General features: G+C 65.8%; 23 protein-coding genes. 10 read left to right on the top strand and 13 right to left on the bottom strand.

Going from position 1 to position 26,089, the window contains the following annotated elements; translation table 11 throughout:
* Nucleotides 1–6: 6 nt before the first annotated feature.
* The 4 genes from ABLV49_RS03190 to ABLV49_RS03175 are packed head-to-tail and all read left to right on the top strand — an operon-like array spanning nt 7 to nt 4,033.
* On the top strand, nt 7–654 hold the full coding sequence (locus ABLV49_RS03190) for a hypothetical protein (protein ID WP_349280158.1): 648 nt from the start codon (nt 7–9) through the stop codon (nt 652–654).
* A complete protein-coding gene (locus ABLV49_RS03185) occupies nt 655–1,137 on the top strand; it encodes a hypothetical protein (protein WP_349280157.1) in 483 nt (160 codons plus the stop codon).
* The gene (locus ABLV49_RS03180; protein ID WP_349280156.1) at nt 1,134–1,961 is read left to right on the top strand and encodes a COG1470 family protein; all 828 of its coding nucleotides are present in this window, start codon (nt 1,134–1,136) and stop codon (nt 1,959–1,961) included. Before ABLV49_RS03185 ends, ABLV49_RS03180 begins: the two co-directional genes overlap by 4 nt.
* The gene (locus tag ABLV49_RS03175; protein ID WP_349280155.1) at nt 1,958–4,033 is read left to right on the top strand and encodes an SdrD B-like domain-containing protein; all 2,076 of its coding nucleotides are present in this window, start codon (nt 1,958–1,960) and stop codon (nt 4,031–4,033) included. Before ABLV49_RS03180 ends, ABLV49_RS03175 begins: the two co-directional genes overlap by 4 nt.
* Nucleotides 4,034–4,155: 122 nt before the next feature.
* Here ABLV49_RS03175 and ABLV49_RS03170 read toward each other — a convergent pair whose 3' ends face one another.
* Nucleotides 4,156–4,992 (bottom strand): pseudouridine synthase, encoded by an 837-nt coding sequence (locus tag ABLV49_RS03170; protein ID WP_349280154.1) that lies wholly within the window; start codon nt 4,990–4,992, stop codon nt 4,156–4,158.
* A gap of 159 nt (nt 4,993–5,151) precedes the next feature.
* Here ABLV49_RS03170 and ABLV49_RS03165 point away from each other — a divergent pair, with 159 nt between their 5' ends.
* Complete coding sequence (locus tag ABLV49_RS03165; protein ID WP_349280153.1) at nt 5,152–5,661, top strand: DUF2244 domain-containing protein; 510 nt, start codon at nt 5,152–5,154, stop codon at nt 5,659–5,661.
* 24 nt (nt 5,662–5,685) lie between these two features.
* Here ABLV49_RS03165 and ABLV49_RS03160 read toward each other — a convergent pair whose 3' ends face one another.
* Complete coding sequence (locus tag ABLV49_RS03160) at nt 5,686–6,330, bottom strand: response regulator transcription factor (RefSeq protein ID WP_349280152.1); 645 nt, start codon at nt 6,328–6,330, stop codon at nt 5,686–5,688.
* A complete protein-coding gene (locus tag ABLV49_RS03155; RefSeq protein ID WP_349280151.1) occupies nt 6,327–7,619 on the bottom strand; it encodes a sensor histidine kinase in 1,293 nt (430 codons plus the stop codon). Before ABLV49_RS03155 ends, ABLV49_RS03160 begins: the two co-directional genes overlap by 4 nt.
* Nucleotides 7,620–7,840: 221 nt before the next feature.
* On the opposite strand from ABLV49_RS03155, the gene ABLV49_RS03150 reads away from it, so the two are divergent.
* Entirely contained in the window at nt 7,841–10,363 is a 2,523-nt protein-coding gene (locus tag ABLV49_RS03150) for a TonB-dependent receptor (protein WP_349280150.1), read from the top strand.
* Between the two features lie 265 nt (nt 10,364–10,628).
* On the opposite strand, the gene kdpE is transcribed toward ABLV49_RS03150, so the two are convergent.
* The 10 genes from kdpE to ABLV49_RS03100 form a co-directional block, all read right to left on the bottom strand.
* Nucleotides 10,629–11,333, bottom strand: a complete 705-nt coding sequence (gene kdpE / locus ABLV49_RS03145) for a two-component system response regulator KdpE (protein ID WP_349280149.1) — start codon at nt 11,331–11,333, stop codon at nt 10,629–10,631.
* Nucleotides 11,334–11,342: 9 nt separating this feature from the next.
* Nucleotides 11,343–14,042: a DUF4118 domain-containing protein gene (locus tag ABLV49_RS03140; RefSeq protein ID WP_349280148.1), complete on the bottom strand. Its 2,700-nt coding sequence runs from the start codon at nt 14,040–14,042 to the stop codon at nt 11,343–11,345.
* Between the two features lie 23 nt (nt 14,043–14,065).
* Nucleotides 14,066–14,680: a hypothetical protein gene (locus ABLV49_RS03135; protein ID WP_349280147.1), complete on the bottom strand. Its 615-nt coding sequence runs from the start codon at nt 14,678–14,680 to the stop codon at nt 14,066–14,068.
* A gap of 35 nt (nt 14,681–14,715) precedes the next feature.
* A complete protein-coding gene (locus ABLV49_RS03130; protein WP_349280146.1) occupies nt 14,716–14,841 on the bottom strand; it encodes a hypothetical protein in 126 nt (41 codons plus the stop codon).
* On the bottom strand, nt 14,831–15,169 hold the full coding sequence (locus ABLV49_RS03125) for a hypothetical protein (RefSeq protein ID WP_349280145.1): 339 nt from the start codon (nt 15,167–15,169) through the stop codon (nt 14,831–14,833). The genes ABLV49_RS03130 and ABLV49_RS03125 overlap by 11 nt, the downstream gene beginning before the upstream one ends.
* Before the next feature lie 11 nt (nt 15,170–15,180).
* The gene (gene kdpC, locus ABLV49_RS03120; RefSeq protein ID WP_349280144.1) at nt 15,181–15,753 is read right to left on the bottom strand and encodes a potassium-transporting ATPase subunit KdpC; all 573 of its coding nucleotides are present in this window, start codon (nt 15,751–15,753) and stop codon (nt 15,181–15,183) included.
* Between the two features lie 169 nt (nt 15,754–15,922).
* On the bottom strand, nt 15,923–18,001 hold the full coding sequence (gene kdpB / locus ABLV49_RS03115; protein ID WP_349280143.1) for a potassium-transporting ATPase subunit KdpB: 2,079 nt from the start codon (nt 17,999–18,001) through the stop codon (nt 15,923–15,925).
* A gap of 19 nt (nt 18,002–18,020) precedes the next feature.
* Complete coding sequence (kdpA, locus tag ABLV49_RS03110) at nt 18,021–19,820, bottom strand: potassium-transporting ATPase subunit KdpA (RefSeq protein ID WP_349280142.1); 1,800 nt, start codon at nt 19,818–19,820, stop codon at nt 18,021–18,023.
* Nucleotides 19,820–19,918, bottom strand: a complete 99-nt coding sequence (locus tag ABLV49_RS03105) for a potassium-transporting ATPase subunit F (RefSeq protein WP_349280141.1) — start codon at nt 19,916–19,918, stop codon at nt 19,820–19,822. Before ABLV49_RS03105 ends, kdpA begins: the two co-directional genes overlap by 1 nt.
* A 291-nt stretch (nt 19,919–20,209) precedes the next feature.
* Nucleotides 20,210–20,917 (bottom strand): Crp/Fnr family transcriptional regulator, encoded by a 708-nt coding sequence (locus tag ABLV49_RS03100; protein WP_349280140.1) that lies wholly within the window; start codon nt 20,915–20,917, stop codon nt 20,210–20,212.
* Nucleotides 20,918–21,055: 138 nt separating this feature from the next.
* Between ABLV49_RS03100 and ABLV49_RS03095 the strand changes: the two genes are divergently transcribed.
* The 4 genes from ABLV49_RS03095 (at nt 21,056) to ABLV49_RS03080 (ending at nt 26,083) form a co-directional block, all read left to right on the top strand.
* Nucleotides 21,056–22,243: an ABC transporter substrate-binding protein gene (locus tag ABLV49_RS03095; RefSeq protein WP_349280139.1), complete on the top strand. Its 1,188-nt coding sequence runs from the start codon at nt 21,056–21,058 to the stop codon at nt 22,241–22,243.
* Nucleotides 22,244–22,391: 148 nt separating this feature from the next.
* A complete protein-coding gene (locus ABLV49_RS03090) occupies nt 22,392–24,338 on the top strand; it encodes an AMP-binding protein (protein ID WP_349280138.1) in 1,947 nt (648 codons plus the stop codon).
* A 10-nt stretch (nt 24,339–24,348) separates the two neighbouring features.
* Nucleotides 24,349–25,134: an ABC transporter ATP-binding protein gene (locus ABLV49_RS03085; protein ID WP_349280137.1), complete on the top strand. Its 786-nt coding sequence runs from the start codon at nt 24,349–24,351 to the stop codon at nt 25,132–25,134.
* 19 nt (nt 25,135–25,153) lie between these two features.
* A complete protein-coding gene (locus ABLV49_RS03080; RefSeq protein ID WP_349280136.1) occupies nt 25,154–26,083 on the top strand; it encodes a branched-chain amino acid ABC transporter permease in 930 nt (309 codons plus the stop codon).
* Nucleotides 26,084–26,089 lie beyond the last annotated feature (6 nt).

Here is a 26,089-nt window from a genome sequence, read left to right as displayed (position 1 = left end):
GATGTGATGATCCGGCCATGGCAACCCATTTTTACGGCCCTGCGCACGACCGCCGTGCTCACTGTTGCACTCGCGGCTGCTTCCAGCCACGCCTTTGTCGTGAGCATCTCCGCCGGAACCCGGTCCCTTTACCTGCAGGTGGGTGCGGGGACCATGACCGGCGGCGGCGGGCGCTTCGATTCAGGGGGAGTTCCCGGCAACAATGCAACGATCAACAGCGTTTCCGTGACCGTTCCAGCAGCCAGCCTGGGCGCCGGAACGCGCGCCATGACCACCAACAGCACCGTCACCATCAGCCCTTACGACAGCTTTGTCTTTTGCTCGGTGCCCTCGCAGGTTTACGTCGGCGGTTTTTACCGCACGCCAGGCGCCGCATCGAACGCCACCCTCACCGTCACCGCACCCAGCACGCTGGTCAGCGGCGCCGGCAACACGATTGCCTTCAATACGATCTCCTGGATTTCTGGCGGCAATGGCGATCCCACGGCCACCATCCCGAGCGGCACCTTCGTGGGCGGTGCGACGCAGACCCTGCTGAGCGTCGCGCGCAACACCTGGTTTGAAAGCTGCCTGCAGTTCAACTACGCCAATGCCCAACTGGTGCCCGCCGGAACCTTCAACGGCCGGGTCAGCTACACCCTGACAGCGCCCTGAATGAAGTCCCGCACCCCACGATTTCCGGGGCCACCCCTGGCCATCATCCTTGCCGCTGCCTTGCTGTGGTGCGGCGCTGCAAGCCCGGCCACCAGCCGGGTCGATGACAGCGGCACCATCGTCAGCCAGGGCCTCGTGCAGATGCGCTGGAAGCAACTGGTGCCGGGACGCGGCGCCGACAATTCGGTGGAGGCCAGCGTGCGCGTCGGGCTGCGCCTGAACCTGGCGCGTTGGCTCAACCAGCCGGTGCGGCTTTACATGGCGCTGGCCCCCGCAACCGCAGAGCCCATTTACGCGACCTGGCGCACGCAAGGCCGCCTGATGCCCGGCGCCTTGCGCTCCGGCGGGCGCGTGCTTGTTTTTGAAGGTGTGGCCAATGTCGCCTCACTGGAAGAAACCCTGGACCTCACGCTCAGGACCGATGGCCGGGCGCTGACTTCGCAGCAATCCCTGCAGTTTTATTTCGAGGTAGATACCCCATGACACGCCCGTATTCAGCAGCCCGTCGCTGGCGCACGACGGCCACCCTGGCGCTTTTTACCCTGTGCGGCATACCGCATGCGCTGGCTGGCGAATTTGCACTGGCCGTCTCGCCGCCGCGTTTCGAGCTTGAACTCAAAGCCGGTGAACGCAGCCGCCAGGTGCTTGAAATCACCAATGCCTCGCCCGAGGCCACCGTTCTTAGCACAAAAACAGCCGACTGGTCACTGAGCGAAGACAACTCGGTCATTTTCCATGACGAGTTGCAGCCGGGAAGCTGCCGCCCCTGGGTGGCCATTGAGCGCCGCGACCTCTCCGTTTCTGGCGGACGCCCGCATCGCTTCCGCTTCGAAATCAGCCCGCCCGCTGACGCACCACCCGGCGAGTGCCGCTTTGCCATCATGCTCGAAGGTGAAGAGCAAGTCAGCCGCGCCAAGGGCGGCCCGGCCATTCCATTTTCAGCCCGGCTCGGCGTGGTGGTGTACGTGGCCCTGGGCGGTGCCGCGCCGGCACTCAGCGTGACGGGATCGAGCGTGCAGCTGGTCAACGGCAAAGCCACGCCGGTACTGAAAATACACAACAGCGGCGCGGCCCACGGCCGGCTGGGCGGATTCCTGTCGGGTACCGACGCCTCCGGAAAAACGCTGGAATTCGCGCCGAGTTCACTGCCCATCCTGGCCGGCGAGACGCGCAGCGTAGCGCTCATTGCCACGCGCCCCGGAGACACCGACACCGAAGTAGAGGTGAAGTTTCCGGTGACGGTGCGCGGCAAGCTGGAGTGGGGCAAAGGCCAGACGGAAAACCTGGATCAGCGCTTCGCGCCATGAAGGGAGCCGCCCGGCCGGTGCGCCCCCGGGTTGCCACGCGTTCAGCCTGGCTGCGCACCGCACTGGCGGGCCTGGCCGCCAGTGCGGCCACAGCCGTGCTGGCGCAAGGAGCCAATCCGTCCACCTCCGACGCGCCGTATGTTGACCGCGTGATGGCCCCCTCCGCCCTGCCCGAAGACGACCTTGAGCCCGCCGCCGGCGAGTACAACGCCACCGGCTGGCCGCGCAGCTTGCGGGTGGACGCCTCCGTGTTCTCGCAGCGCGGCGCGAGCACGACCCTCTCGCGCGCCGTCGGCGTGGGCGGCTTTCTGGACACGCCCGACCACGGCGCCCTGTCGATCAATGCCAACCTCACCCAGCAACGCGCGGATGAAACCGTCAGCGGGCTGAAGGCCAGCACCTGGCGCATCGACCAGCGCGCGATGCCGCTGGACGCTGGCTGGCGCGCCAACCACGGCGCGGGCGACATCAACACCGGCAGCACCTCGCTGGCGCGCGGCATTGGCCGGGTTTTTCTGCCCACCACGCCCATCCGGGGACTCGGCGGGCAGTGGTACCAGGGCGACGCCATCGACCTGAACGCGGCCGCAGGCCGCACCGGCCTGTTTAACGGACTGGACCTGGCGGGCTTTCAGCCCTCCGGCGGCCGGGTCGCCTCGGCAGGCGGCCAGTTCCGGTTGCCAACGGGCACTGCCGGCACACGCGGCAATGCGGCGTTTCAGGTGTTCGACGGGCGCGGCATCACCGAGGGCGCCGGCTCTGGCAGCGCGCAAGACACCCGCGCCTTCTTCGCGGCCACGGCCTGGGAGGGTGCGGCACCCTGGGCCGAAAGCCTGGCGCCCGGATCAACGCCCGTCAGCGAACGCCAGGGCGGCCTGCGATTGCAGGGCAATGCCGTGCGAAGCACCTCCTCGCGCAGCGGTGACGCCCTTGGCTTGTGGGCGGACGCCGCATGGCGAACCGAGCGCTGGCGCAACACCGCCGGGGTGTTCCGTTTCGAGCCCAATTTGCGCTGGGGCACTGCTGTTCTGGCCAGCGACCTGCAGGGCGCGTACTGGCAAGCCGACACCAGCACGCGCCAGTGGCAGGCCGGGTTCGCGACGGAACTCAGCGACAGCGTGAGCCGCGCGGGGCCGGGCAGCCTGTCCACGGGGCGCAGCGCCTTCCTCAACCTCAATGGCCGCTATCGCCTGGACACCCGCAATTCGATAGGCGCCGCGCTGAACCTGCGCGCCATCACCAGCCCCGGCCAGGCGCTGCTGCTGAGCTGGGACCAAACGTCTGACTGGGGGCAGACCCAGTGGCGCAGCGACTTTGCCAACACCGGCGGCAGCCGCACCACCCGCTTCGGGGTTGACCAGGGCTGGCCGGTGATTTTCCCGGCCTCATTGAACACCTCGCTGGCATGGGAGCGCGTTGCAGGCGGGACGGCGCCCGGCACCGGATGGATATGGGGCCTGCTGGGCTCGGTGTCGCCCGTGTCGCAATGGTCGCTCGATGCGGCGCTTCGTGGCGCCCAGCGCAGTGACGGGGCCAAGTCGCTGAACGCCAATATTGGGGCGCGCTGGCTGTCAGCTTCCGGCTGGTCGCTGGCGCTTCGCTATACCCAGACGCGCGGCCAGGAACCGCTGTCGGCACTGGTGGTCTCGGCCCTCACCGCCGCGACGCTGCCCACGGTGGCCGCCACGCCAACCAGCCGCAGCGTGCAACTGCTGCTGAGCTACGAAGGCCGCGCCGGTTCGGCGCGGGCGCCGCTGGGCGGCCTGCCGGGAAGCGGCGCCGGCACCCTTGGCGGCACGGTTTTTTTCGATGCGGATGCGAACGGCCGGCGCGAGGCCTCCGAGGCGGGCGTGCCGGGAGTCACGATCATGCTGGACCGGCGCTTCGTGACGCGCACCGACGCCCAGGGCCGCTACGAATTCCCGGCCGTGGCAGCCGGCGAGCACCTGATCGAGATATCGCCGGACAATGTGCCGCTGCCGTGGAGCCCGGTGCTGCGCGACCCGGTCCACACCACGCTGCAGGTACGCCAGCTGACCACCGTGGATTTCGCGGTTCAGCGCGAGCGCTAAGCCGCGCTGCGCAAGCAACGACTGCTTGGGCGGTGCCTTTCAGTAGCCGAATTGCTATTAATTACATAGCCACAAATGACCATTGCACAAGCGAAAGATGTCTATTTTATTAAAAATCCGGCTCAGAACTGCTCGTGCGGCATCAGGTAGCGCCACTGGCCAATCGGCAGGTGGCCCAGGTTGACGCGACCGATGCGCACGCGCTTCAGGCCGGTCACGAACAGGCCGACCTGCTCGCACATGCGGCGGATCTGGCGCTTCTTGCCTTCCTTGAGCACGAAGCGCAGCTGCTCGGGGTTTTGCCAGCTGACCTGCGCGGGGCGGAGCAGCTGGCCGTCCAGGCTCAGGCCGTGGCACAGCAGGGCCAGCTTTTCGCGCGGAAACGCGGCCTGCACGTTGACGTTTTCGGCGCCGTAGCTCACGCGCACCAGGTACTCTTTTTCCATGTCCGAGTCTTCGCCGATGAGCTGGCGCGCCACGCGGCCGTCCTGCGTCAGCACCAGGAGGCCAATCGAGTCGATGTCGAGCCGGCCGGCCGGCGCCAGGCCGCGCAGCTGCTCGAAGCCCCAGCGCATGCGGCTGTTGCATTCGCGCCAGCGGTTTTCGGGCTGCACCAGCACCACCGCCGGCTCGTGGCCGTCCTCGGCCTGGCCGCTGACGTAGCCGACTGGCTTGTTGATCAGGATGGTGACCTGCTGGCGCTGCTGCTGCTCGGCTTCGCGGGCGACTTCGATGCGCGCGTTGGCGGCCACCGGCTGGCCCATCACGGCGGGCGCGCCGTTGACGCGCACCCAGCCCCGGGCAATCCAGTCGTCGGCTTCGCGGCGCGAGCACAGGCCGAGGTCGGCCATGCGTTTGTTCAGGCGCACGGTCGGCGCGGGGGCGCCGGCATCGGCCGGCTGGGAGCGAACGCGCACGGCGCCGGAGGCAGGAGGTTTGGGGGGAGTGTGTTCGGACATGGCTGGGGTATTTTAGGACGGCCGGGACAGATCATTGCGGCCTGCCGCGCCGCCCTGCCGGCCACCCGCTGCGGCTGGCCGGTTTCAACAGCGTCGCCAGCAGGGTTGAGTTTGCTTTTGGCTGGGCGCCGGTGTATTTTCTGGCCGATGGCCCGCCCATTGACAACCGCCTGCACGCCCGCCCCAAGCCCCGTTGAAGACGCGCTCCGGTGGCGCTTGAAGCGGCGCTGCGCGTTGACGCCCGGCCAGCTGCTGCAGGCCTATGCCGCGCTGGCGGTGTTCAGCGCAGCGATTGCCCTGCCCTTCGGCTGGCACGGCCTGTGGCTGATTCCGCTGTGGAGCCTGCTGGAGATCACCGTGGCCGGAGCGCTGTTCGTGGGTTACATGCTGCATGCGGCCGATGGCGAGCAGATCAGCTTCAGCCCGGAAGGCCAACTGGCCATCGAGGTGGTGCGCGGCCTGGATACCTGGCACTACCGCATGAATCCGGCCTGGGCGCACCTGGAGCGGGGCGGCCCGCGCAAGGACCGCCTGTGGCTGTGCTGCAGCCCGCTGCGGGTCGAGGTCGCCACGCAGCTCGGCGCCGGTGAAAAGCGCCGCGTGGAACGCGAGCTGAAGCAGGCGCTGGCGGCCCGGCAGGCCTGCGGCGCGATGGCGCCAACGCCTTAAGGCCGATAGACGCACCTCGCAACCTCAGGCCTCAGTGGGATGCAGGGTCATGAGACCGTGGCGCGCAGCGAGCTGGAGCAGTTTGAAATCATTCTCGACATCGAGCTTTTGCCGGATCAGCGTGAGGTAGTTGAGGATGGTTTTCGGGCTGAGCTGCATCGAGCTGGCAATGTCGCTGGCCGATCCGCCCTGCACACGCAGGCGCAGCACCTCGAACTCCCGTGGGGTGAGATGGGCGAATGCGCCCTCGCCGCCCTGCGCCTCTTCGGCAAGGATCTGCGCGACTTCCGGCGAGAACACGCGCTTGCCAAGGGCAATGCGGCGGATGCCGTCGATCACCTCCTCGGGCTCGCAATGCTTGGTCAGGTAGCCATGCGCGCCGCTGCGCAGCGCCTGGGTGATGTGGCCGGCGTCCTCGTGCATGGACAGCACCAGCACTTTCAGCGCGGGGCGGCGGGCCAGCATGCCGCGTATCGCCTCGATGCCGCTGCTGCCGCGCAGGCTCAGGTCCACCAGCGCCACATCGGGGGCGGTGCGCAGCACCAGCGCGTTGGCTTCATCGGCCCTGGCGGCTTCGCCCACGACCCGCAGGCCCGGCTCGGCATCGAGCAGCCGGCGGTAGCCGGTCCTCACGACGGCGTGGTCATCGACCAGAATAATCTGAATCATTCCTGCTCCTCATTCGCTTGTGTTTCGGTCAGTGGAATGACGACTTGAAGCGACAGGCCCGTCGGCTGCGCCGGCTCCAGCGCCAGGCGCCCGCCCACCATGTCCAGCCGTTCCTCTATCCCCAGCAGGCCGCCGCCGCGATGCGGGCCACCGGGCGCCAGGCCGCAGCCGTCATCCTCGATGCGCAGCCTCAGCGTCCCGGCGTGCGCCTCGATCTTCACCCGGCAGCGGGTGGCGCCGCTGTGCCGGACCACATTGGTCAATGCCTCCTGCACCACGCGGTAGAGCACCAGCCCGGCGTCCTCGCCCAGCGGCGGCAGCCTGGCCGGCATCTCGAACCGAAAGCTGATGGCGCAGGCGCGCTGCTGCCAGCTGGCAAGCAGTTCTCGCAGGGCGCTGGCCAGTCCCGGCCCGTCCAGGCCGTGCGGCCGCAGCCGCTTGAGCATGCCGCGCAGCTGCTCGCGGCTGGTGCGGACATCGCGGCGCAGATCCTGCGCGCATTCGACGATCTGCCCGGCCGCCAGTTGCCCGGCATGGCGCTCCAGATAGGCGGCGGTGACGCCGATGGCCGTCAGTGTCTGGCCCATCTCGTCATGCAGTTCCCTGGCCAGCGCGCGGCGTTCATCTTCCTGCACCTGGATCAGCTGGCGCGCCAGTTGCCGCTGCGCTGCGCGCGAACTCGACAGCGCGGCGGCCAGCGCGTCGATGGCAGCGGCGACCTGGCTGAATTCGCGCAGCGCAAAAGCCGGCAGGCCCGCCGCCGGTTCGCCGCGCGCCAGGCGTTGCAGCCCGGCCTGCAGTTCGCGCACCGGCGTCAGCGCGCGATCAGCCGACCACCAGGCGACCAGCAGGGTTGCTCCAGAAAAGAGCAGCAGCGTCATACAAAGATGAACAGTGTCGCCCATGCGCTCCTCGATTTCCGAGGCCGGGTTGGGCGCGATGCGCAGTAACTGCTCGCCGACGCGGATCAGCTGGCCGGCGCCGCTGGCCGGCGCGAGGCCGAGCACGCCGGCCAGCCAGCCGGCCTGCGAAGCGCTGTGTTCAGCGGCAGGCGCCGTGCCGCTGCTGACGCTCAGATGGCGCAGCGGGCCGCTGTCCAGGATCGCCTGCAGGCGCGCAGCGGCCTCGGCAGGCGGCAGGTCGCGCTCGATACGCCCGGTATCGAGCAGCACCCTGACCAGTTGTTCCGAGGCGGCGACCTCGGTGGTGACATCGCTGCGCAGGGAGCGCAGGCTGACCAGCACGGCCATGACCATCAGCCCCAGCAGCAGCATCCCGAGATAACCCACCAACCGTCGCCTGAGATCCATCGTCCGCCCCTGTCCAAGTCATCAGCGTTTACTGCAGGTTTCGTACCACGCAAAAAAACGGACGCCGGGAATTTTTCCCGGGTTTTGAGGGCGCAAATCCCGAGGCTTGCGGCAGGCGCCTGCCTATAGTTGCAGCGCTGCGCCAGCCCGGACCCGTGCACCGGCAACGCAAACGCCATTCATTAAAAACAGGAGACCCCATGCCCCATTCAGTTGTTCACCACGGGCGGCAACGCTGGCCCCGCACGGCCCTCGCGCTGGCGCTCGCGGCCGCATTCAACCTCCATGCCCAGGCGCAGCAGGAACCGGCGCTGTCCACCGTCGAGGTCATCGGCTCCACGCCGCTGCCGGGCATCGGCCAGCCACGCAACGAAATCGCCGCGCCGGTGCAAAGCGCCACCCGCCGCGACATAGAGGCCAGCGGCGCGCTGGAGCTGGGCGAGTTCATGAACCGCCGGCTGGGCAGCGTGCATGTCAACGAGATGCAGGGCAACCCCTTCCAGCTCGATGTCAGCTACCGCGGCTACACGGCCTCGCCGCTGCTGGGCACGCCGCAGGGCCTGTCGGTGTACATGGACGGCGTTCGCATGAACCAGCCCTTTGGCGACGTGGTGAGCTGGGACCTGATTCCGCGCGGCGCGATTGCGTCGATGACGCTGATGCCGGGCTCGAACCCGCTGTTTGGCCTCAATACGCTGGGCGGCGCGCTGTCGGTGCAGACCAAGGACGGCAAAAGCAATCCGGGCACCTCGCTGCAGACCACGCTGGGCAGCAACGCACGCCGCGCCGTCGAGTTCGAGCATGGCGGCTTCAACGACAAGGGGCTGAACTGGTATGTGGACGCCAATGTGTTCAGGGAACGCGGCTGGCGCGACGACTCGCCGTCCGACGTGCGCCAGCTGTTCGGCAAGCTCGGCTGGCAGAGCGGCGGCACCGACCTCAAGCTGACGCTGGCCCACGCCGACAACCAGCTGAACGGCAACGGCCTGCAGGAGCAGGGTTTGCTGGCGGCCAGCCGCAGCAGCGTGTACACCAAGCCCGACATCACGCAGAACCGCTCCACGCTGCTCAATCTGGCGGTCAGCCATTCAGTCAATGACAGCCTGCTGTTCTCCGGCAATGCCTACTACCGCGACATCAAGACCTCGACCTACAACGGCGACATCAACGAGGACTCGCTGGACCAGTCGGTGTACCAGCCGAGCGCGGCAGAACGCGCGGCGCTGGCGACGGCCGGCTACAGCGGCTTTCCGGCCAGCGGCGCGAATGCCGCGAACACGCCGTTTCCCAAGTGGCGCTGCATTGGGCAGGCGCTGCTCAACGACGAGCCTGCCGAGAAATGCAACGGCCTGATCAACCGCACGCAGACGGCGCAGCAGAACTACGGCCTGTCCGGCCAGCTGACCTGGCTGGGCGACCTGGCCGGCAAGCGCAACCAGTTCGTGCTAGGTGCGGGCTACGACGCCAGCCGGGTGAGCTTTGCGCAGTCCTCGCAGCTGGGCTACCTGAACCCGGACCGCAGCATCACCGGCGTCAATGCCTTTGGCGACGGCGTCAGCGGCGGCGACGTGGACGGCGAGCCGTATGACACGCGGGTTGACCTGACCGGCCGCATCAAGACCTGGAGCGTGTTCGCCAGCGACACGCTGTCGCTGCAGGACAATCTGCACCTGACGCTCTCGGGCCGCTACAACACCACCTCGGTCAAGAACCGCGACCAGATCCATGCCGACGGCGACAGCGCCTCGCTCAGCGGCGACCACCGCTTTTCACGCCTGAACCCGGCCATCGGCCTGACCTACACCCCGGCAAAAAACCTCAATGCCTACGCCGGCTACAGCGAAAGCAGCCGCGCGCCGACGGCCATCGAACTCGGCTGCGCTAACCCGGACCAGCCCTGCAAGCTGCCCAACGCCATGGCGGGCGACCCGCCGCTCAGGCAGGTCGTCACGCGCACCGTGGAAGCCGGCCTGCGCGGCACGGCGGCGGGCAGCGTGCAATGGAACGCCGGCGTGTTTCGTGCCACAAACCATGACGACATCCTGTTCGTGGCCGACAACCAGGCCGGTTTTGGCTACTTCAAGAATTTCGGCAAGACGCGCCGCCAGGGGCTGGAGCTGGGCCTGAGCGGCCAGGTCGGCAAGCTCAACCTGGGCGCGCAATACACGCTGCTCGATGCCACTTACCAGAGCGCCGAAACCGTCAACGGCAGCAGCAACAGCAGCAATGACACGGCCAGCGCCGGCTCGCCGGGGCTGAACGGCGCCATCAGCATCCGGCCCGGCGACCGCATCCCCTTGATTCCGCGCCAGATGCTCAAGCTGTTCGCCGACTACGAGGTGTCGCCCGCCTTCACGCTCAACGCCAGCATGGTGGCCATGTCGGGCGCGCTGGCGCGCGGCAACGAGAACAACGGCCACCGGCCCGACGGCACCTATTACCTGGGTTCCGGCCGCAGCGCCGGCTACGCGGTGTTCAACCTGGGCGCCGGCTACCGCATGACGCCCAGGCTGCAGTTCACGGCGCAGCTCGACAACGTCTTTGACACGCAGTACAGCACCGCCGCCCTGCTGAGTCCGACGGGGTTTGATGCCAGCGGGAACTTTGCCGCCCGCCCCTTGGGAGGATCAGCGGCCGACGGCTTCCCGGTGCGCCAGTCCACCTTCTACGCGCCAGGCGCACCCCGGCGGATCTGGTTCGGACTGCGCTATGTGTTTGGCTGAGGGGATTTAGCGAGCAATAACGTCCATTCGTCATTCCCGCGAAGGCGGGAATCCAGTGCGGTGCGCGCAGGACGCCCGGCTTTTGTACGATGACTGGATTCCCGCCTTCGCGGGAATGACGGTGTGGATTTCAAGACGCATGGAGAAAAATACGAAAGCTATTTTCAGCCACTTCCAAGGGACTGGAAGGCTGAATCGTTTACTCCTGAATTCATAGCAGCTTGCGCATACAGGACATGCGCAAACGGCCTGTTTTACTTGAATTTCAGGTGACCAGCCGGTAGCCCACGGCGGTTTCCGTCAGCAGGTGCTGCGGCTGGGCCGGGTCAAGCTCCAGCTTTTGCCGCAGGTGGCCCATGTAGATGCGCAGGTAGTGGCTTTGCCCGGCATGCGACGGACCCCACACTTCGCGCAGCAGCTGGCGGTGCGTCAGCACCCGGCCGGCGTTGGCGATCAGCACGCTCAGCAGCCGGTATTCGATGGGCGTCAGGTGAACCTCCGCGCCAGCGCGGCGCACCAGCCGCGCCTGCCGGTCCACCTCGACCTGGCCGAAGCGGAACACCGGGTCGGCCTCCTCCGCCACGGTCCCATCGGCGGCGGCGGCGCGCGGCCGGCGCAGGTTGGCGCGCACGCGGGCCAGCAGTTCGCCGACGCCAAACGGCTTGGTCAGGTAGTCGTCGGCGCCGGCGTCCAGCGCGGCAATCTTGTCGGCCTCGTCGCTGCGCGCCGACAGCACGATGATGGGAACGCCCGACCAGCCGCGCACGTCGCGGATCAGGTCCAGCCCGTCGCCGTCTGGCAAGCCCAGGTCGAGCACCAGCAGGTCGGGCTTGCGGGTGCCGGCTTCGGTCAATCCTTGTCTGGCCGTGCCGGCCTCGAACACCTGCCAGCCCTCGGCCTCCAGCGCGCTACGGACAAAGCGGCGAATCTGCGGCTCGTCTTCAATGATGACAACAACGGGAGTAACCATCGGCCGAGTTTATTCGGGCGCCGGCTCGGGCGGCGAACTGCGCGGCAGCGTGATGGTGAACTGCGCGCCGCCGCCTTGGGCATTGCCGGCCACGATCTTTCCGCGATGCGCATCGACGATGGCCTTGCAAATCGCCAGCCCCAGCCCGACGCCCGGCGTGGCGGACTCGCTCTGGCCCCGGGTGAATTTCTCGAACAGTTCGGCCTCGCGGCCGCGCAGCGCGGGCGGCAGCCCCGGTCCATGGTCGCGCACGCTCAAGACCAGGCTGTCGGGCGCCGCCCGGGCCTGGATTTCAAACGGCGGCGCGCCGTACTTGGCGGCGTTTTCCAGCAGGTTGACCAGCACGCGCTCCATCAGCACCGCGTCAAATTCGACCAGTGGCAAGTCCGGCGCGATGTCGGTCCGCACTGTCCGGCCGTTCAGGGCCGGCTGGGCGGCGCGAATCGCCGAACCGGCCACCTCCTCGACCGACTGCCATTCGCGGTGCAGGCTGACCGCGCCGTTCTGCAAGCGCGCCATGTCGAGCAGGTTGCTCACCAGCGCATTGAGCTGGCGCGCCTGCTGCGTCATCGCCTGCGCCATGCCGGCCTGCTGCGGCGCCAGCGGCGGCTGCGAGCGCTGCAGCGACTCGGCCAGCCCGATCAGCGCCGTCAGCGGCGTGCGCACATCGTGCGAAAGGGCCGCCAGCAGGGTGTTGCGCAGCCGCTCCGACTCCATTTCGACCACCGCCTGCTGGGCGATATCGACGTAATGCACGCGCTCCAGCGCGATGGCGATTTGCCGCGCCAGCGTGTCGAGCTGCTGCAGCTGCTCGGGAATCAACAGCCAGCGCGGCCTGGCGGGCTGCAGCGCCAGCACCCCGCGCACCCGCATGGTCGCCTTCAGCGGCACGTAATGCCAGGTCTGGGCGGACAGCGTCGATGTGGCCAGGCCGGCGGCCTGCGCATGGCGAAACGCCCAGTCGGCCACGCTGGCGTCAAAGCCCGGCGGCGCGTGGCCGGGCGGCACCAGCTGGTCCCGGGCATCGGTGGTCAGCACCAGCGCCTGCCCGCCGAAGTCGCGCTGCACGGCGGCCTCGCCCAACTCGGCCACCTGCGAGTGCATCAGGGCCGCCGACAAATCGCGCGTCAGCTCGAACAGCGACTGCGCGCGGCGCTCGCGGCTGCTTGAGATGCGCGCCTGGAAACGCAGGCCCGCCGTCAGCTGGCCGGTCAGCAACCCGACCACCAGCATGACGGCGAACGTCACCAGATACTGCACGTCGCTGACCGCCAGCGACAGGCGCGGCGCGACGAAAAAATAGTCGAACGCGGCGACATTGAGAAACGCCGCCAGCGCCGCCGGGCCGCGCCCGAACTTCAGCGCCACCAGCACCGTGCCGAGCAAAAACAGCATGACGATGTTGGCCAGGTCGAAGACATTGAGCAGCGGCGTGGCCAGCAGCGTGATGGCCACGCTGCTGGCCACCGCCCAGGCATAGCGCGGCAGGCTGCCGTTCCAGGCGCTGGCCGCGTCTTCGTCGCTGCGCGGCACGGCCGGGGCCAGGCGCCGGCTGCTGCGGGCATCAGCCACTTCCATGATGTCCAGCGTGGGCGCCAGCCGGGCCAGCCGGCGCGTCATGCTGCGGCCGCTCCACAGCGTTCGCCAGCCCGGCAGCGCGGGCCGCCCGACGACCAGCGTGGCGCAGTTGAGCGCCTGCGCCTGCGCCACCAGTTCGGCGGCCGCATCGCTGGCGGCCAGCACGGCGGTGGCGGCGCCCAGTTCGCCGGCCAGCTTGATGACGGCCAGAATCCGGTCGCGCTCGGCCTCCTTGAGCCGCTGCAGGCGCGGGGTTTCGACATACGCAGCATGCCAGCGCACGTTGAGCTGGCCGGCCAGCCGCGCCGCCGTGCGCACCGTCTGCTCGGCGCCTTCATGCGGGCCGATGCAGGCCAGCAGCGCGCCTTCGGTGTTCCAGACCGGGGCGATGGATTTTTCGACCCGGTAGCTGCGCACATCGTCCTCGACATGCTCGGCGGTGCGGCGCAGGGCAATCTCGCGCAGCGCGATCAGGTTGCCCTTGCGGAAAAAGTTTTGCGCTGCGCGCTCGGCCTGCTGCGGCAGATAGACCTTGCCGGCCTTCAGGCGCGCCGTCAGCTCGTCGGGCGTGACATCGACCAGGATGATCTCGTCGGCCGCGTCGAGCACGGTGTCGGGAACGGTTTCGTTGACACGGATGCCGGTGATGGCGCCCACCGTGCCGTTGAGGCTTTCCAGGTGCTGCACGTTGATGGCCGACCAGACGTCGATGCCGGCGTCCAGCAGCTCCTGCACGTCCTGCCAGCGCTTGGGGTGGCGCGAGCCTTCCACGTTGCTGTGCGCCAGCTCATCGACCAGCGCTACCTCCGGCTTGCGCGCCAGCGCCGCGTCCAGGTCAAACTCCCTGAGCGTTCGGCCCCGGTAGGCGACCTCGCGCAGCGGCAACTGCTCCAGCCCGGCCAGCAGTTCGGCGGTTTCGCTGCGGCCGTGGGTTTCGATCACCCCGACCACGATGTCGCGGCCGTCCTTGCGCTCGCGCTGGGCGGCGCTGAGCATGGCGTAGGTCTTGCCGACGCCCGCGCTGGCGCCGAAATAGATGCGCAGCCTGCCCCGGCTTGCGCGTGCCTCGTGCGCCCGGAGTTGGTCGAGAAGCTGGTCGGGATCGGGCCGGGAGTCGGGGTTATAAGCCATGAAGAGGGATGCTACAGGGCGGGCTAATGCGCGGTCCATGGATTCGCGCTGGCGCAAGCAACGATGCCGCCGATCTGGCCATTTGGCACACTGGCAACGATCCGGTTGATCACTGCGTCGCCCTGTCCGGCTGGAAAGCGGATTTCCAGTTTGACCCTGGCCTCTGTGTGCATCGGCAGGCATCGAACGACGGCGGTGTCCGGGCAGGCCAGCAAAGCCTTGCGGGCCAGCAAGGCGTCCTTGCTGGCAACCACCACGCTGATCAGCTCAAAACGCGTGCTTGCACTGCGGCACGCAGCCGGATACTGCCCCACAAAACCCTTGGCATAGCCACGTTGCGCGGCGCTTGCGGCCGGTAAAGCCAGAATCGAAAGGATGCCCATCGTTAACTCCAACGCGCCATTAAAAAAGCGCGATAGGAGAAGGATAGAAAGGGCGCCGTAAAAACGGGGATAAAACCATTCACGGGGGTGCAAAAAAACCGTAAAGACCGCAGTGCGTCTCACCAGCCGATGGCAAAGCGCAGTTGTTCCTGCACGGAAATGTTCTTGGGCTGCTTCCAGACAATGAAAATGCAATCGGCCAAAAACTCCACACGCCAGATCAGCTTCGTGCGGTGCCTCGAATTGTCGCCGCATGGGGTCCGGCAGCTTGCGGTAAAGCGCGTCGCCGACTATTGCCGACGCCGAAGCCGCTGCTTGCTGCGCCGGCCTTGACACCACACCACGAACCCGGCCAGCGCCAGCGGCAGCAAAACCACCGTCAGCGCGCACAAGGCCTGTAAAAGATCAACATTCATGGCTCAAGCCATGCCGCTGCAGATGGCTTCGCCAGGAAATCAGCGGGCCCATCTCGCCGCTGGGCAAACAGGCCATGAGGCGCTGCATCACGTCTTGCGCCAGATGCGCCGGCAGCCGGATCTCAAGCCTGACCCGTTGCTCATCGAGCTGCGGTATGCAGCGCAGGACGCCGGCCTGCGGGCAGTTGACCAGGGCACGGCGCACCCGCAGGGCGTCGCGGCTGGGCACGGTGACATCCAGCACGGCCCAGTCAAGCCCTGCGCGCAAGGGTGGGCTGGAGACAGCTGCAATGGCGCCAAACGATTCACAGTAAGCGGCATAAGCCATGGTGATGTCTCTTAACGAAGAGCCTCCAGCGCAAGATTGAGCCTGAGCACATTGATTTGCGACTCGCCTAAAAAACCCATCAGGGGTTGTTCGGTCTGCTGTTCGATCAGGCCCTGAACCTTTTCGGGCGCCAGCCCGCGCACCCTGGCCACGCGCGCGGCCTGGTATCTGGCGGCGGCCGGGCTGATGTGCGGGTCCAGTCCGCTGGCCGATGCCGTGACCAGATCGACCGGAACGGCGGCGGCATTGCCCGGATCGGCGGCGCGCAAGGCGTCGATGCGGCCCTTGACGGCATCGACCAGCGCCGGGTTCAGCGGCCCCTGGTTGGAGCCGCTGGAGGCCGAGGCGTTGTAAGGCATCGGGCCGGTGGCCGAAGGCCGGCCCCAGAAATGGCCGGGGTCGGCGAAGTTCTGGCCGATCAGGCTGGAGCCGACCGGCTTGCCGTCGCGCAGGACCAGGCTGCCAGCGGCCTGGTCCGGAAACAGCAGTTGCGCCGCGCCAGTCACGGCCAGCGGATAGGCCACGCCGGTCAGCAGCGTGAGGATAAAGAACAGGACCAGTGCGGGGCGAAGAATGTTTTTCATGATTGACTCCTTTGGAATTTTGGTGAAGGCCGCGTCCATGGCCTCGTCATTCCCGCGAAGGCGGGAATCCAGTGCCGCTTTGCACACGGCCAGCTTGCCTATCACTGGATTCCCGCCTTCGCGGGAATGACGGCACAAGAGATTGGTAGCAGTTCATTGCCAAAATGGCTCAGGCCAGATGCAAAGCGACCAGCAGCAGGTCAATCGCCTTGATGCCGATGAAGGGCACGACCAGCCCGCCCAGGCCGTAGATCAGCAGATTGCGCCGCAGCAAGGCGGCGGCGCCCACGGCGCGGTACTTCACGCCCTTGAGCGCCAGCGGGATCAGGAACATGATGATCAGCGCATTGAAGATCACCGCCGACAAGATCGCCGACGACGGGCTGCCGAGACGCATCACGTTGAGCGCGGCCAGTTGCGGATAAGTGGTGACGAAAATCGCCGGAATGATGGCGAAGTACTTGGCCACGTCGTTGGCAATCGAAAACGTCGTCAGCGAGCCGCGCGTCATCAGCAGGGCTTTTCCGGTCTCGACAATCTCCAGCAGCTTGGTCGGGTTCGAGTCCAGATCGACCATGTTGCCGGCTTCCTTGGCGGCCTGCGTGCCGCTGTTCATGGCGACCGCCACGTCGGCCTGCGCCAGCGCCGGGGCGTCGTTGGTGCCATCGCCGGTCATGGCCACCAGCCGGCCCTCGGCCTGGTACTGGCGGATCAGCCTGAGCTTGTCCTCGGGCGTGGCCTCGGCCAGGAAGTCATCGACGCCGGCTTCGGCCGCGATGGCCGCCGCCGTGAGCCGGTTGTCGCCGGTGATCATCACGGTCTTGATGCCCATGCGGCGCAGCTCCCCAAAGCGCTCCTTGATGCCGGCCTTGACGATGTCCTTGAGTTCCACCACGCCAAGAACCTGCGCGCCATCGCTGACGGCCAGCGGCGTGCTGCCCCGGCGCGAGACTTCATCGGAGGCGCGCGTGACTTCTGCCGGCACGCTGCCGCCCAGCGCCTCGACGTGCCTGCGGATGGCATCGACCGCGCCCTTGCGCAACTGGCGCGTGCCGCCGTCGGGTTTTCCCACGTCCATGCCGCTCATGCGGGTCTGCGCCGTGAACGGAACCTCGGCCATGCTACCTACCAGCGGCTCGGCGGCGCCCGCGCGCTGGGCCAGCGTGACAATGCTGCGGCCCTCGGGCGTTTCGTCGGCCATCGACGCCTGCATGGCGCAGACGGCGAGCTGGACTTCCGTCACGCCGGGCGCCGGCAAGAAGCTCGACGCCTGGCGGTTGCCGTGGGTGATGGTGCCGGTCTTATCTAACAGCAGCACATCCACGTCGCCGGCGGCTTCGACCGCCCGGCCGGAGGTGGCGATCACATTGGCCTGCATCATGCGGCTCATGCCCGCCACGCCGACCGCCGACAGCAGTCCGCCTATGGTGGTCGGAATCAGGCAGACCAGCAGCGCAATCAGGGCGGTGATGCTGACCACCGAGCCCGAACCGGACGCCGCCACGCTGAAGATTGAAAACGGCAGCAGGGTCACCGTGACGATCAAAAACACGATGGTCAGCGCCACCAGCAGAATCGTCAGCGCGATTTCATTCGGCGTCTTGGCGCGCTTGGCGCCTTCGACCATGCTGATCATGCGGTCCAGGAAGGACTCGCCCGGATTGACCGAGATGCGCACCACCAGCCAGTCGGACAAGACCCGCGTGCCGCCGGTGACCGATGAGAAGTCGCCGCCCGACTCGCGCACCACGGGGGCCGATTCGCCGGTGATGGCGCTTTCATCGACCGAGGCCACGCCTTCGATGACCTCGCCGTCGAGCGGCACCATGTCGCCGGCCTCGATCAACACCACATCGCCCTTGCGCAGGTTTTCAGCCTCTTCCGGCAGCCAGGTCGCGCCGTGTACAGGCTCCTTCAGCTTCTTGGCCCAGGTGCTCTTTTTGAGGCTGCGCAGCGACGCGGCCTGCGCCTTGCTGCGGCCTTCGGCCAGCGCTTCGGCGAAGTTGGCGAACAGCACGGTGAACCACAGCCACAGGGCCACGGCAAAGATGAAGCCGGCCGGCGCCTCGCCGGGCGCCTGCAAGGCCTGCAGGCCGAGCAGGGTCGTCAAAATGCTGCCGATATAGACGACGAACATCACCGGGTTGCGCCATTGAACACGCGGGCTGAGCTTGGCGAAGGATGCCGCAATCGCCGGCTTGAGCAGCGCCGCATCAAACAGGACAAAAGGTTTTTTCTTGGTTGTCATGATGGTTCTACCTTGCGGTTCAGTGAGCGGGCCACAGCATCAGGTGCTCGACCACCGGGCCGAGCGCCAGCGCCGGCACGTAATTGAGCAGGCCGACCAGCAGCACGGTGCCGATCAGCAGCGTCACGAACAGCGGGCCATGCGTCGGCATGGTTCCCGGCGTGACGGGCAGGCGCTTCTTGGCAGCCAGGCTGCCGGCAATCGCCAGCACCGGAACGATCACGCCGAAGCGGCCCAGCCACATCGCCAGCCCCAGCAAGGTGTTGTAGAACGGTGTGTTGGCCGACAGGCCGGCAAAGGCGCTGCCGTTGTTGTTGGCCGCCGAGGTCAAGGCATACAGGATTTCCGAGAACCCGTGCGCGCCGGGATTGGCCACGCCCGCCCTGCCCGCCCCCGCCAGCACGGCGACGGCGGTTCCGGCCAGCACCAGGATCGGCGTGACCAGGATGGCAATCGAGGTCAGCTTCATCTCGTGCGACTCGATCTTCTTGCCCAGGTATTCCGGCGTGCGGCCAATCATCAGCCCCGAGATGAACACCGCCAGGATGGCAAAAATCAGCATGCCATACAGGCCGGTGCCGGTGCCGCCGAACACCACTTCGCCCAGTTGCATCATGACCATCGGCACCATGCCGCCCAGCGGCGTGAAGGAGTCGTGCATGGCAATCACCGCGCCGCACGAGGCGGCGGTGGTGATGACGGCGAACAGGCTGGAAGCGTTGATGCCGAAGCGCGTTTCCTTGCCTTCCATGTTGCCGCCCGCTTGCAGGGTGCTCACCGCCTGGTCAACGCCCAAGGGCGTCAACAGCGGATTGCCCGCCTGCTCGGCCGGCGTGATGGCGACCACGGCGATGACAAACATCACGGTCATCGCCGCCAGCACGGCCCAGCCCTGGCGCAGGTCGCCGACCTCGCGGCCAAAGGCAAAGCACAGCGCTGCCGGAATCAGGAAAATCGCCAGCATCTGGAAGAAATTGGTCAGCGCATTCGGGTTCTCGTAGGGGTGGGCGGAATTGGCGTTGAAAAAACCGCCGCCGTTGGTGCCGAGCATCTTGATGGCTTCCTGCGACGCCACCGGACCCATGGCCAGCGTCTGCGTGCCGGTCTTGGCGTCTTCCATGACCGCAGTTCCTTGCGCGTCTTTCAGCGGCTGGCCGTCAGGGCCATTTTTGGGCTGCTGATAGCTCGTGGTTTCCAGCGTTCCCACATCCTTGTAGGCGTCGAAATTCTGGATCACGCCGTTGCCCGCCAGAAACAAAGCGAACACCAGCGACAGCGGCAGCAGCAGCCAGGCGGTGATGCGCGTCACATCGACCCAGAAGTTGCCGATGGCCCCGGTGGCGCGCGCGGCAAATCCGCGAAACAGCGCGAACACCACGGCGATGCCGGTGGCCGCAGACAGAAAGTTCTGCACCGCCAGCGCCAGCATCTGCGTCAGGTAGCTCATGCTGGATTCGCCGCCATAGCCTTGCCAGTTGGTGTTGCTCACAAAGCTGATGGCGGTGTTGAAGGCCGAGTCGGGCGAAATGGCCGCCATGCCCGCCGGATTGAGCGGCAGCACGGCCTGCAGGCGCTGCAGCGCGTAAACCGCCAGCAGGCCCACGGCATTGAAGGCCAGCAAGGCCAGCGCGTACTGCCACCAGTTCATCGACTTGTCGGCGGAGGTACCCGCCAGGCGCAAGAGTGGCGCTTCCAGCCGCTGCATCCAGCCCGGCAGCCGGCCCGAACTGATGCGCGCCAGCCAGATGCCCAGCGGCCAGGCCGCCAGCAGCAGCGCGCCGAGGTACAAGGCCAGAAGTTCCCATGATGAAGCAGTCATCAGAACTCCTCGGCGCAGATCAGCGCGTACACCAGATAGGCGAGCAGCAGGATGGCGCAGATGCCGCCAAAGCCGTACAGCATTTCAAGGCCGATCATGAGCGGCCTCCGTGCGGCTTGTCGAGTGTCTTGAAGCCCAGCACCAGCAGCGCCGTCAAGCCCCACAGCAGGAACAGCCCTGCGACATAAGCAATATCCATCAACCTTCTCCCACGTAAAACGATGGAATGAGGTTAGCTTTCGGAGTGTAAAAACGGGGTAGAAGAACGCCGGCGCCGCATAAAGAAAGCGTAAAAACGTCCTTGGACGTTTTTGCCTTTAACTCATGAATTGCTATTTATTTAGTAGCTACACAAACAAGTACAGCATGCGCAAAAGGCATTTTTCTTCTTAAAACGTACTGCAGCGCAGCGCCGCGATGTCCAGCACCCGCAGGCCGCCGTATTCGACGCGGATCGTGCCCTGCGCCTCCAGCGTTCGCAGCGACTCGTTGACGCGCTGGCGCGACAGGCCGACCAGGTAGGCCAGCTCCTGCTGCGTGATGCGCAGGATATCGCCCACGCCCGGGTAGAGCACCGGATTGAACAGCGCCGCCAGGCTGCGCGACACGCGCAGGTCGGGGTTGTTCATGCGGTCGATCTCGCGCGCGGAAATGAACTGGCCCAGCCGCTCGTTGAGCTGGTTCATCACGAAGCGGTTGAAGCCAATCGAATGGTCGAGCAGCCAGTGAAAGCTTTCAATCGGTAGGCCCGCCACCACGCTTTTGCGCAGCGCCTGGATGTTGTAGCGGTAAGGCTCGCGCTTGAGCGTCGTGCCTTCGCCAAACCAGCCGCCGGGCGGCAAGCCGGCAAAGGTCATGGTCAGGCCCTGGGCATTGTCCGAACTCATCTTGAGCAGCCCCTCGATCACGCCGAACCAGTAGGTCACCGGCTTGCCGACACGGCACACATAGTCGCCCGCCGCCGCATCGCCGACCAGCAGACTTTCCACGGCGCGCGCCCGTTCTTCCGGGCGCAGCAGGGCCAGCCACGGAATGCTGTTCAGCTCGTCGGTGGTGGGCAGCCTGCGGCGCTGGTGAAGGGTCAGGTCTGTTGACATGGATCAGGAAAAAATGTCCTAACGCTGCGGGGGCCGCAAGTTAAGCGTTTTAATTGTCGTCTGGCTGACAATTGAATGTCAATTCAAAGCATAACATCGGCAAAACTATTTTTCCCCCCACTTCATTCGAGACAAAACATGACTCATTGCACGCCTTCCCTGCCTGATGTTTCCGGCCATGCCACCCCTGGAACACTGTCAAGGCGGGGGGTTCTGGGGGCGCTTGCGGCGCTGCCACTGGCCATTCACGCACCGCTTCGCGCCCAGGACACCGGTCCGCTGAAAATCTGCCAGTCCACCGCGCTGACCGGGCCGCTTGCCGACCTTGGCGGGCCTTTGCACCAGGGCGCCAAAACCTATTTTTCGGCGCTCAACGCCAAAGGCGGCGTCAACGGCCGCCTGATTGAATTGACCGTTGCCGACGACGGCTACGAGGTGGCGCGCTCGCTGGCCAATGTGAAGGGGTTTATCGAGGATCGCAACTGCTTTGCAATTTTCAACTGCTTCGGAACCCCCATGGTCGAGGCCATGCTGCCCCAGGTGATCGAGTCGGGCATTCCGTTTTTCGCACCCCTGACCGGCGCCTTGCTGGCGCACCCCAAAAACGTGCGCAGCGTGTTCAATATCCGCGCCAGCTATGCCGACGAAACCGAGCACCTGGTGCAGCACCTGGCCACCATCGGCATCAAGCGCATCGCCATCGTGTACCAGAACAACGCCTTCGGCCAGGATGTCGCCAACGCGGCCAAGCAGTTCATCGCCATCCACAAACTCACGGAAACGGCCACGGCCACGGTTGAAAACAACTCGTCGGATGCGGCCGCCGCAGCCACCAAGATTGCCGCCTCCCTGCCCGAAGCCGTGATCATGGGCCTGGCGGGCAAGCCCACGGTCGAATTTGTCAAGGCCATCCGCCAGCAGCGCAAGGGTCTGCAGCTCTACGCCCTGTCGGTCATGGGCGCGGCAGCCACCCTCAAGGCTATGGGCGCTGACGCCACCGGCATTACCGTGTCGCAGGTCATGCCTTTGCCGGCCAACAACGGGCTGCCGCTGGCGCGTGAATTCCAGCAGGCCTGGAAGGCCGGCGGCGCGACACTGGAGGCTTCACACCTGGCGTTCGAAGGCTATGTCAATGCGAAGGTGTTTGCCGAAGCACTGCGCCGGGCTGGACGCAATCCCACGCGCAGCGGCTTCATCGACAGCACCTGGGCCATGAAGCGTTATGACCTCGGCGGCTTTGAAGTGAGCTTTACCGACTCCGCAAAAAGTGCCTCGCGCTTCGTGGAACTCAACATGGTTTCGCGCGACGGGCGCCTCATCCGATAAATCAGCCTGACCCCCGGGGACACCCGACTAGGACTTTCCCCTAAATTGTCGTTACAACGACATCCTGGCGTCAAATGCAGCCCTACCATTCGTCACCACCCAGCCGCTTTCCTGAAAAAAAGCGGCCCAACCTGGAGACAAGTACCGGATGCAGACCACATTCCCCCAATTGCTGCTCAAGCATGCCGCCGAGCGCCCTGCGGCAGCGGCCATGCGCGAGAAAGAATACGGCATCTGGCAGGCGCACAGCTGGTCAGCCCTGGCCGGACTGGTCGCGCAGCTGGCTGCCGGGCTGAACCAGGCCGGGCTCAGGCGCGGCGAGCACATGGTGGTGATTGGCGCCAACCGCCCGCGCCTGTATGCCACCATGCTGGCGGTGCAGTCGCTAGGCGCGATTCCGGTGCCGCTGTACCAGGACGCGGTCGGCGCCGAATGCGTCTTTCCGCTGAACAACGCCGAAGTGCGCTTTGCCATGGTCGAGGACCAGGAGCAGGTGGACAAGCTGGTCGAGATCCGCGACCGTTGCCCGCAAATCTCCAACATCTATTACGACGACCCGCGCGGCCTGCGCAAGTACAGCGAGCCCGGCCTTGATTCGCTCGATGCGCTGATTGAATCGGGCAAAACCTTTGTCGCCCAAAACCCGCAGTGGTTTGCCGCTGAAGTCGCCAAGGCCCAGCCGAACGACGTGGCGGCGATGTTCTTCACCTCCGGCACCACCGGCAACCCCAAGGGCGTGGTGCATACCCACAGCACGCTGCTCGACCGCGCCACCGCCGGCGCCGAATTCGACAAGCTGACCAGCGCCGAGGAAGTGCTGGCCTATTTGCCGCCGGCCTGGATCGGCCAGAACATCTTCAGCTACGCGCAGTGGCTGGCCTGCGGCTATGTGGTCAACTGCCCCGAATCGGCCAGCACCGTGACGATTGACCTGAAGGAAATCGGCCCGACCTATTACTTCGCGCCGCCGCGCATCTTTGAAGGACTGCTGACCAGCGTGATGATCCGCATGGAAGACGCCGGCACGCTCAAGCGCAAGATGTTCGAGGCCTGCATGAACGTCGCCCGGCGCGTCGGCCCGGCGCTCATGAACGGCGAGCCGGTCGGCTCGCTGGACCGCATCAAATACGCCCTGGGCAACCTGCTGGTCTATGGCCCGCTGCGCAACAACCTGGGTTTCAGCCGGGTGCGCGTGGCCTATACCGCCGGCGAGGCGATTGGCCCCGACCTGTTCACGTTTTACCGCTCCATCGGCATCAACTTGAAGCAGCTCTACGGCTCGACCGAGACTGCCGTGTTCGTCTGCCTGCAGCCCGACAACCAGGCCTGGGCCGACACCGTCGGCGTGCCGATTCGCGGCGTTGAGATCAAGGTCGCGGGCAACGGCGAGATCATGGTCAAGTCCGCTGGCCTCTTGAAGGAATACTACAAAAACCCGACGGCCACGGCCGAGGTGCTGACCGCCGACGGCTGGTACCACACCAGCGACGCCGGCTTCCTCGACGCGCACGGCCACCTGAAGATCATCGACCGCGTGAAGGACGTGGGCCGCATCAAGGGCGGCGTCAACGACGGCGCGATGTTCGCGCCCAAGTATGTCGAGAACAAGCTCAAGTTCTTTCCCTTCATCAAGGAAGTCGTGGCCTTGGGCGACGGGCGCGACCGCGTCTGCGTGATGATCAATATTGACTTCGACGCCGTGGGCAACTGGGCCGAGCGGCGCAACCTGCCCTATGCCGGCTACACCGACCTGGCGCAAAAGCCCGAGGTCTATCAGCTCATGAAGGAATGCGTTGAAAAGGTCAATGCCGACCTGGCGACCGATGCACTGCTGGCCGGCAGCCAGGTCAGCCGCTTCCTGATCCTGCACAAGGAACTCGATGCCGACGACGGCGAACTCACGCGGACCAACAAGGTGCGGCGCGGCTTCATTGCCGACAAGTACGGCGTGCTGGTCGAGGCGCTGTATGCCGGCAAAACCGAGCAGTACATCGAAACCGTCGTCAAGTTCGAGGATGGCCGCACCGGCAGCGTCAGCGCCACGCTCCAGCTCTCGGACGCCAAAACCTTTTCCCCGGTCAAAGCTGCGGCTTGAACAAAAAACCATGACAAAAAAGAAGACCGGCGACGTCATCCTGGACGTCAACAACATCAGCCTGCGCTTTGGCGGCGTCAAGGCGCTGACCGATATCTCCTTCAATGTGAAGGAGCATGAAATCCGCTCCATCATCGGCCCCAACGGCGCCGGCAAAAGCTCGATGCTCAACTGCATCAACGGCGTCTATACACCGCAGGAAGGCTCGATCACCTTTCGTGGCAAGAAGTTTTCGCACATGTCCTCGCGCCAAGTCGCCGAGATGGGCGTGGCCCGGACTTTCCAGAACCTGGCGCTGTTCAAGGGAATGAGCGTCATCGACAACATCATGACCGGGCGCAACCTGAAGATCAAAAGCAATATCTTCATGCAGGCGCTGCGCATCGGCCCGGCCGAGCGCGAGGAAATCCGGCACCGCGAGTTTGTCGAGGGCATCATCGATTTCCTCGAAATCCAGGCCTTTCGCAAGACGCCGGTCGGCCAGTTGCCCTACGGCCTGCAAAAGCGCGTCGATCTGGGCCGCGCGCTGGCCATGGAGCCGCAGGTGCTGTTGCTCGACGAGCCGATGGCCGGCATGAACGTCGAGGAAAAGCAGGACATGTGCCGCTTCATCCTGGATGTGAACGAGGAATTCGGCACCACCATCGTGCTGATCGAGCACGACATGGGCGTGGTGATGGACATCTCCGACCGCGTCGTGGTGCTTGACTACGGCAAAAAAATCGGTGACGGCGAGCCCGAAGAAGTCCGCAACAACCCGGACGTGATCAGCGCCTACCTCGGCACCAGCCACTGAAATCAGGAAGAAAGACAACATGGCATTTTTTCTGGAAACCCTGATTGGCGGCCTGATGGCCGGCATGCTGTATTCGCTGGTGGCGCTCGGCTTCGTGCTGATCTACAAGGCGTCGGGCGTGTTCAACTTCGCGCAGGGCGCGATGGTGCTGTTCGCGGCGCTGGCGATGGCGCGGTTCTCGGAATGGATTCCGAAGTGGACCGGCATCGACAACCTCTTCGTCGCCAACCTGATCGCCTTTGCGATTGCCGCCGTGCTGATGTTCGTCGTCGCCTGGCTGATCGAGCGGCTAGTGCTGCGCCACCTCGTCAACCAGGAAGGCGCGACGCTGCTGATGGCCACGCTCGGGATTGCCTATTTCCTCGAAGGCCTGGGCCAGACGCTGTTTGGCAGCGACATCTACAAGATCGACATCGGCATGCCCAAAGACCCGATCTTCATGCTGGACACGGTGTTTCCGGGCGGCATCCTGGTCAACAAGGAAGACGTGATTGCCGCCGCCATCGCCGCCAGCCTGGTCATTTTGCTGAGCATCTTTTTCCAGAAAACCACCACCGGCCGCGCCCTGCGCGCCGTGGCCGACGACCACCAGGCGGCGCAGTCCATCGGCATTCCGCTGAACCGTATCTGGGTCATCGTCTGGTGCGTGGCCGGCGTCGTGGCGCTGGTCTCGGGAATGATCTGGGGCTCCAAGCTGGGCGTGCAGTTCTCGCTGACGACGATTGCGCTGCGCGCCTTGCCGGTGGTGATCCTGGGCGGCCTGACCTCGGTGCCCGGCGCGATTCTGGGCGGACTGATCATCGGCGTCGGCGAGAAGCTGTCCGAGGTTTACCTCGGCCCTTACGTCGGCGGCGGCATCGAGATCTGGTTCGCCTATGTGCTGGCGCTGGTGTTCCTGCTGTTCCGTCCGCAAGGCCTGTTCGGCGAAAAAATCATCGACCGCGTTTAAGCCATA

Origin of the sequence: Polaromonas hydrogenivorans (assembly GCF_040105105.1) — a bacterium.
GTDB lineage: Bacteria > Pseudomonadota > Gammaproteobacteria > Burkholderiales > Burkholderiaceae_C > Polaromonas > Polaromonas hydrogenivorans.
This window is presented reverse-complemented; position numbering and strand designations above follow the sequence as displayed.

Bases quoted from the DNA above. Each gene is read 5' to 3' on its own strand.
- kdpC (WP_349280144.1), bottom strand. From the start codon at position 15,753: ATGAAAAACATTCTTCGCCCCGCACTGGTCCTGTTCTTTATCCTCACG.
- ABLV49_RS03175 (WP_349280155.1), top strand. From the start codon at position 1,958: ATGAAGGGAGCCGCCCGGCCGGTGCGCCCCCGGGTTGCCACGCGTTCA.
- kdpB (WP_349280143.1), bottom strand. From the start codon at position 18,001: ATGACAACCAAGAAAAAACCTTTTGTCCTGTTTGATGCGGCGCTGCTC.
- ABLV49_RS03150 (WP_349280150.1), top strand. From the start codon at position 7,841: ATGCCCCATTCAGTTGTTCACCACGGGCGGCAACGCTGGCCCCGCACG.
- ABLV49_RS03100 (WP_349280140.1), bottom strand. From the start codon at position 20,917: ATGTCAACAGACCTGACCCTTCACCAGCGCCGCAGGCTGCCCACCACC.
- ABLV49_RS03090 (WP_349280138.1), top strand. From the start codon at position 22,392: ATGCAGACCACATTCCCCCAATTGCTGCTCAAGCATGCCGCCGAGCGC.
- ABLV49_RS03170 (WP_349280154.1), bottom strand. From the start codon at position 4,992: ATGTCCGAACACACTCCCCCCAAACCTCCTGCCTCCGGCGCCGTGCGC.
- ABLV49_RS03095 (WP_349280139.1), top strand. From the start codon at position 21,056: ATGACTCATTGCACGCCTTCCCTGCCTGATGTTTCCGGCCATGCCACC.
- ABLV49_RS03180 (WP_349280156.1), top strand. From the start codon at position 1,134: ATGACACGCCCGTATTCAGCAGCCCGTCGCTGGCGCACGACGGCCACC.
- ABLV49_RS03105 (WP_349280141.1), bottom strand. From the start codon at position 19,918: ATGATCGGCCTTGAAATGCTGTACGGCTTTGGCGGCATCTGCGCCATC.
- ABLV49_RS03080 (WP_349280136.1), top strand. From the start codon at position 25,154: ATGGCATTTTTTCTGGAAACCCTGATTGGCGGCCTGATGGCCGGCATG.
- ABLV49_RS03130 (WP_349280146.1), bottom strand. From the start codon at position 14,841: ATGAATGTTGATCTTTTACAGGCCTTGTGCGCGCTGACGGTGGTTTTG.
- ABLV49_RS03135 (WP_349280147.1), bottom strand. From the start codon at position 14,680: ATGCGGCGACAATTCGAGGCACCGCACGAAGCTGATCTGGCGTGTGGA.
- ABLV49_RS03125 (WP_349280145.1), bottom strand. From the start codon at position 15,169: ATGGCTTATGCCGCTTACTGTGAATCGTTTGGCGCCATTGCAGCTGTC.
- ABLV49_RS03185 (WP_349280157.1), top strand. From the start codon at position 655: ATGAAGTCCCGCACCCCACGATTTCCGGGGCCACCCCTGGCCATCATC.
- kdpE (WP_349280149.1), bottom strand. From the start codon at position 11,333: ATGGTTACTCCCGTTGTTGTCATCATTGAAGACGAGCCGCAGATTCGC.
- ABLV49_RS03085 (WP_349280137.1), top strand. From the start codon at position 24,349: ATGACAAAAAAGAAGACCGGCGACGTCATCCTGGACGTCAACAACATC.
- ABLV49_RS03190 (WP_349280158.1), top strand. From the start codon at position 7: ATGATCCGGCCATGGCAACCCATTTTTACGGCCCTGCGCACGACCGCC.
- kdpA (WP_349280142.1), bottom strand. From the start codon at position 19,820: ATGACTGCTTCATCATGGGAACTTCTGGCCTTGTACCTCGGCGCGCTG.
- ABLV49_RS03140 (WP_349280148.1), bottom strand. From the start codon at position 14,042: ATGGCTTATAACCCCGACTCCCGGCCCGATCCCGACCAGCTTCTCGAC.
- ABLV49_RS03160 (WP_349280152.1), bottom strand. From the start codon at position 6,330: ATGATTCAGATTATTCTGGTCGATGACCACGCCGTCGTGAGGACCGGC.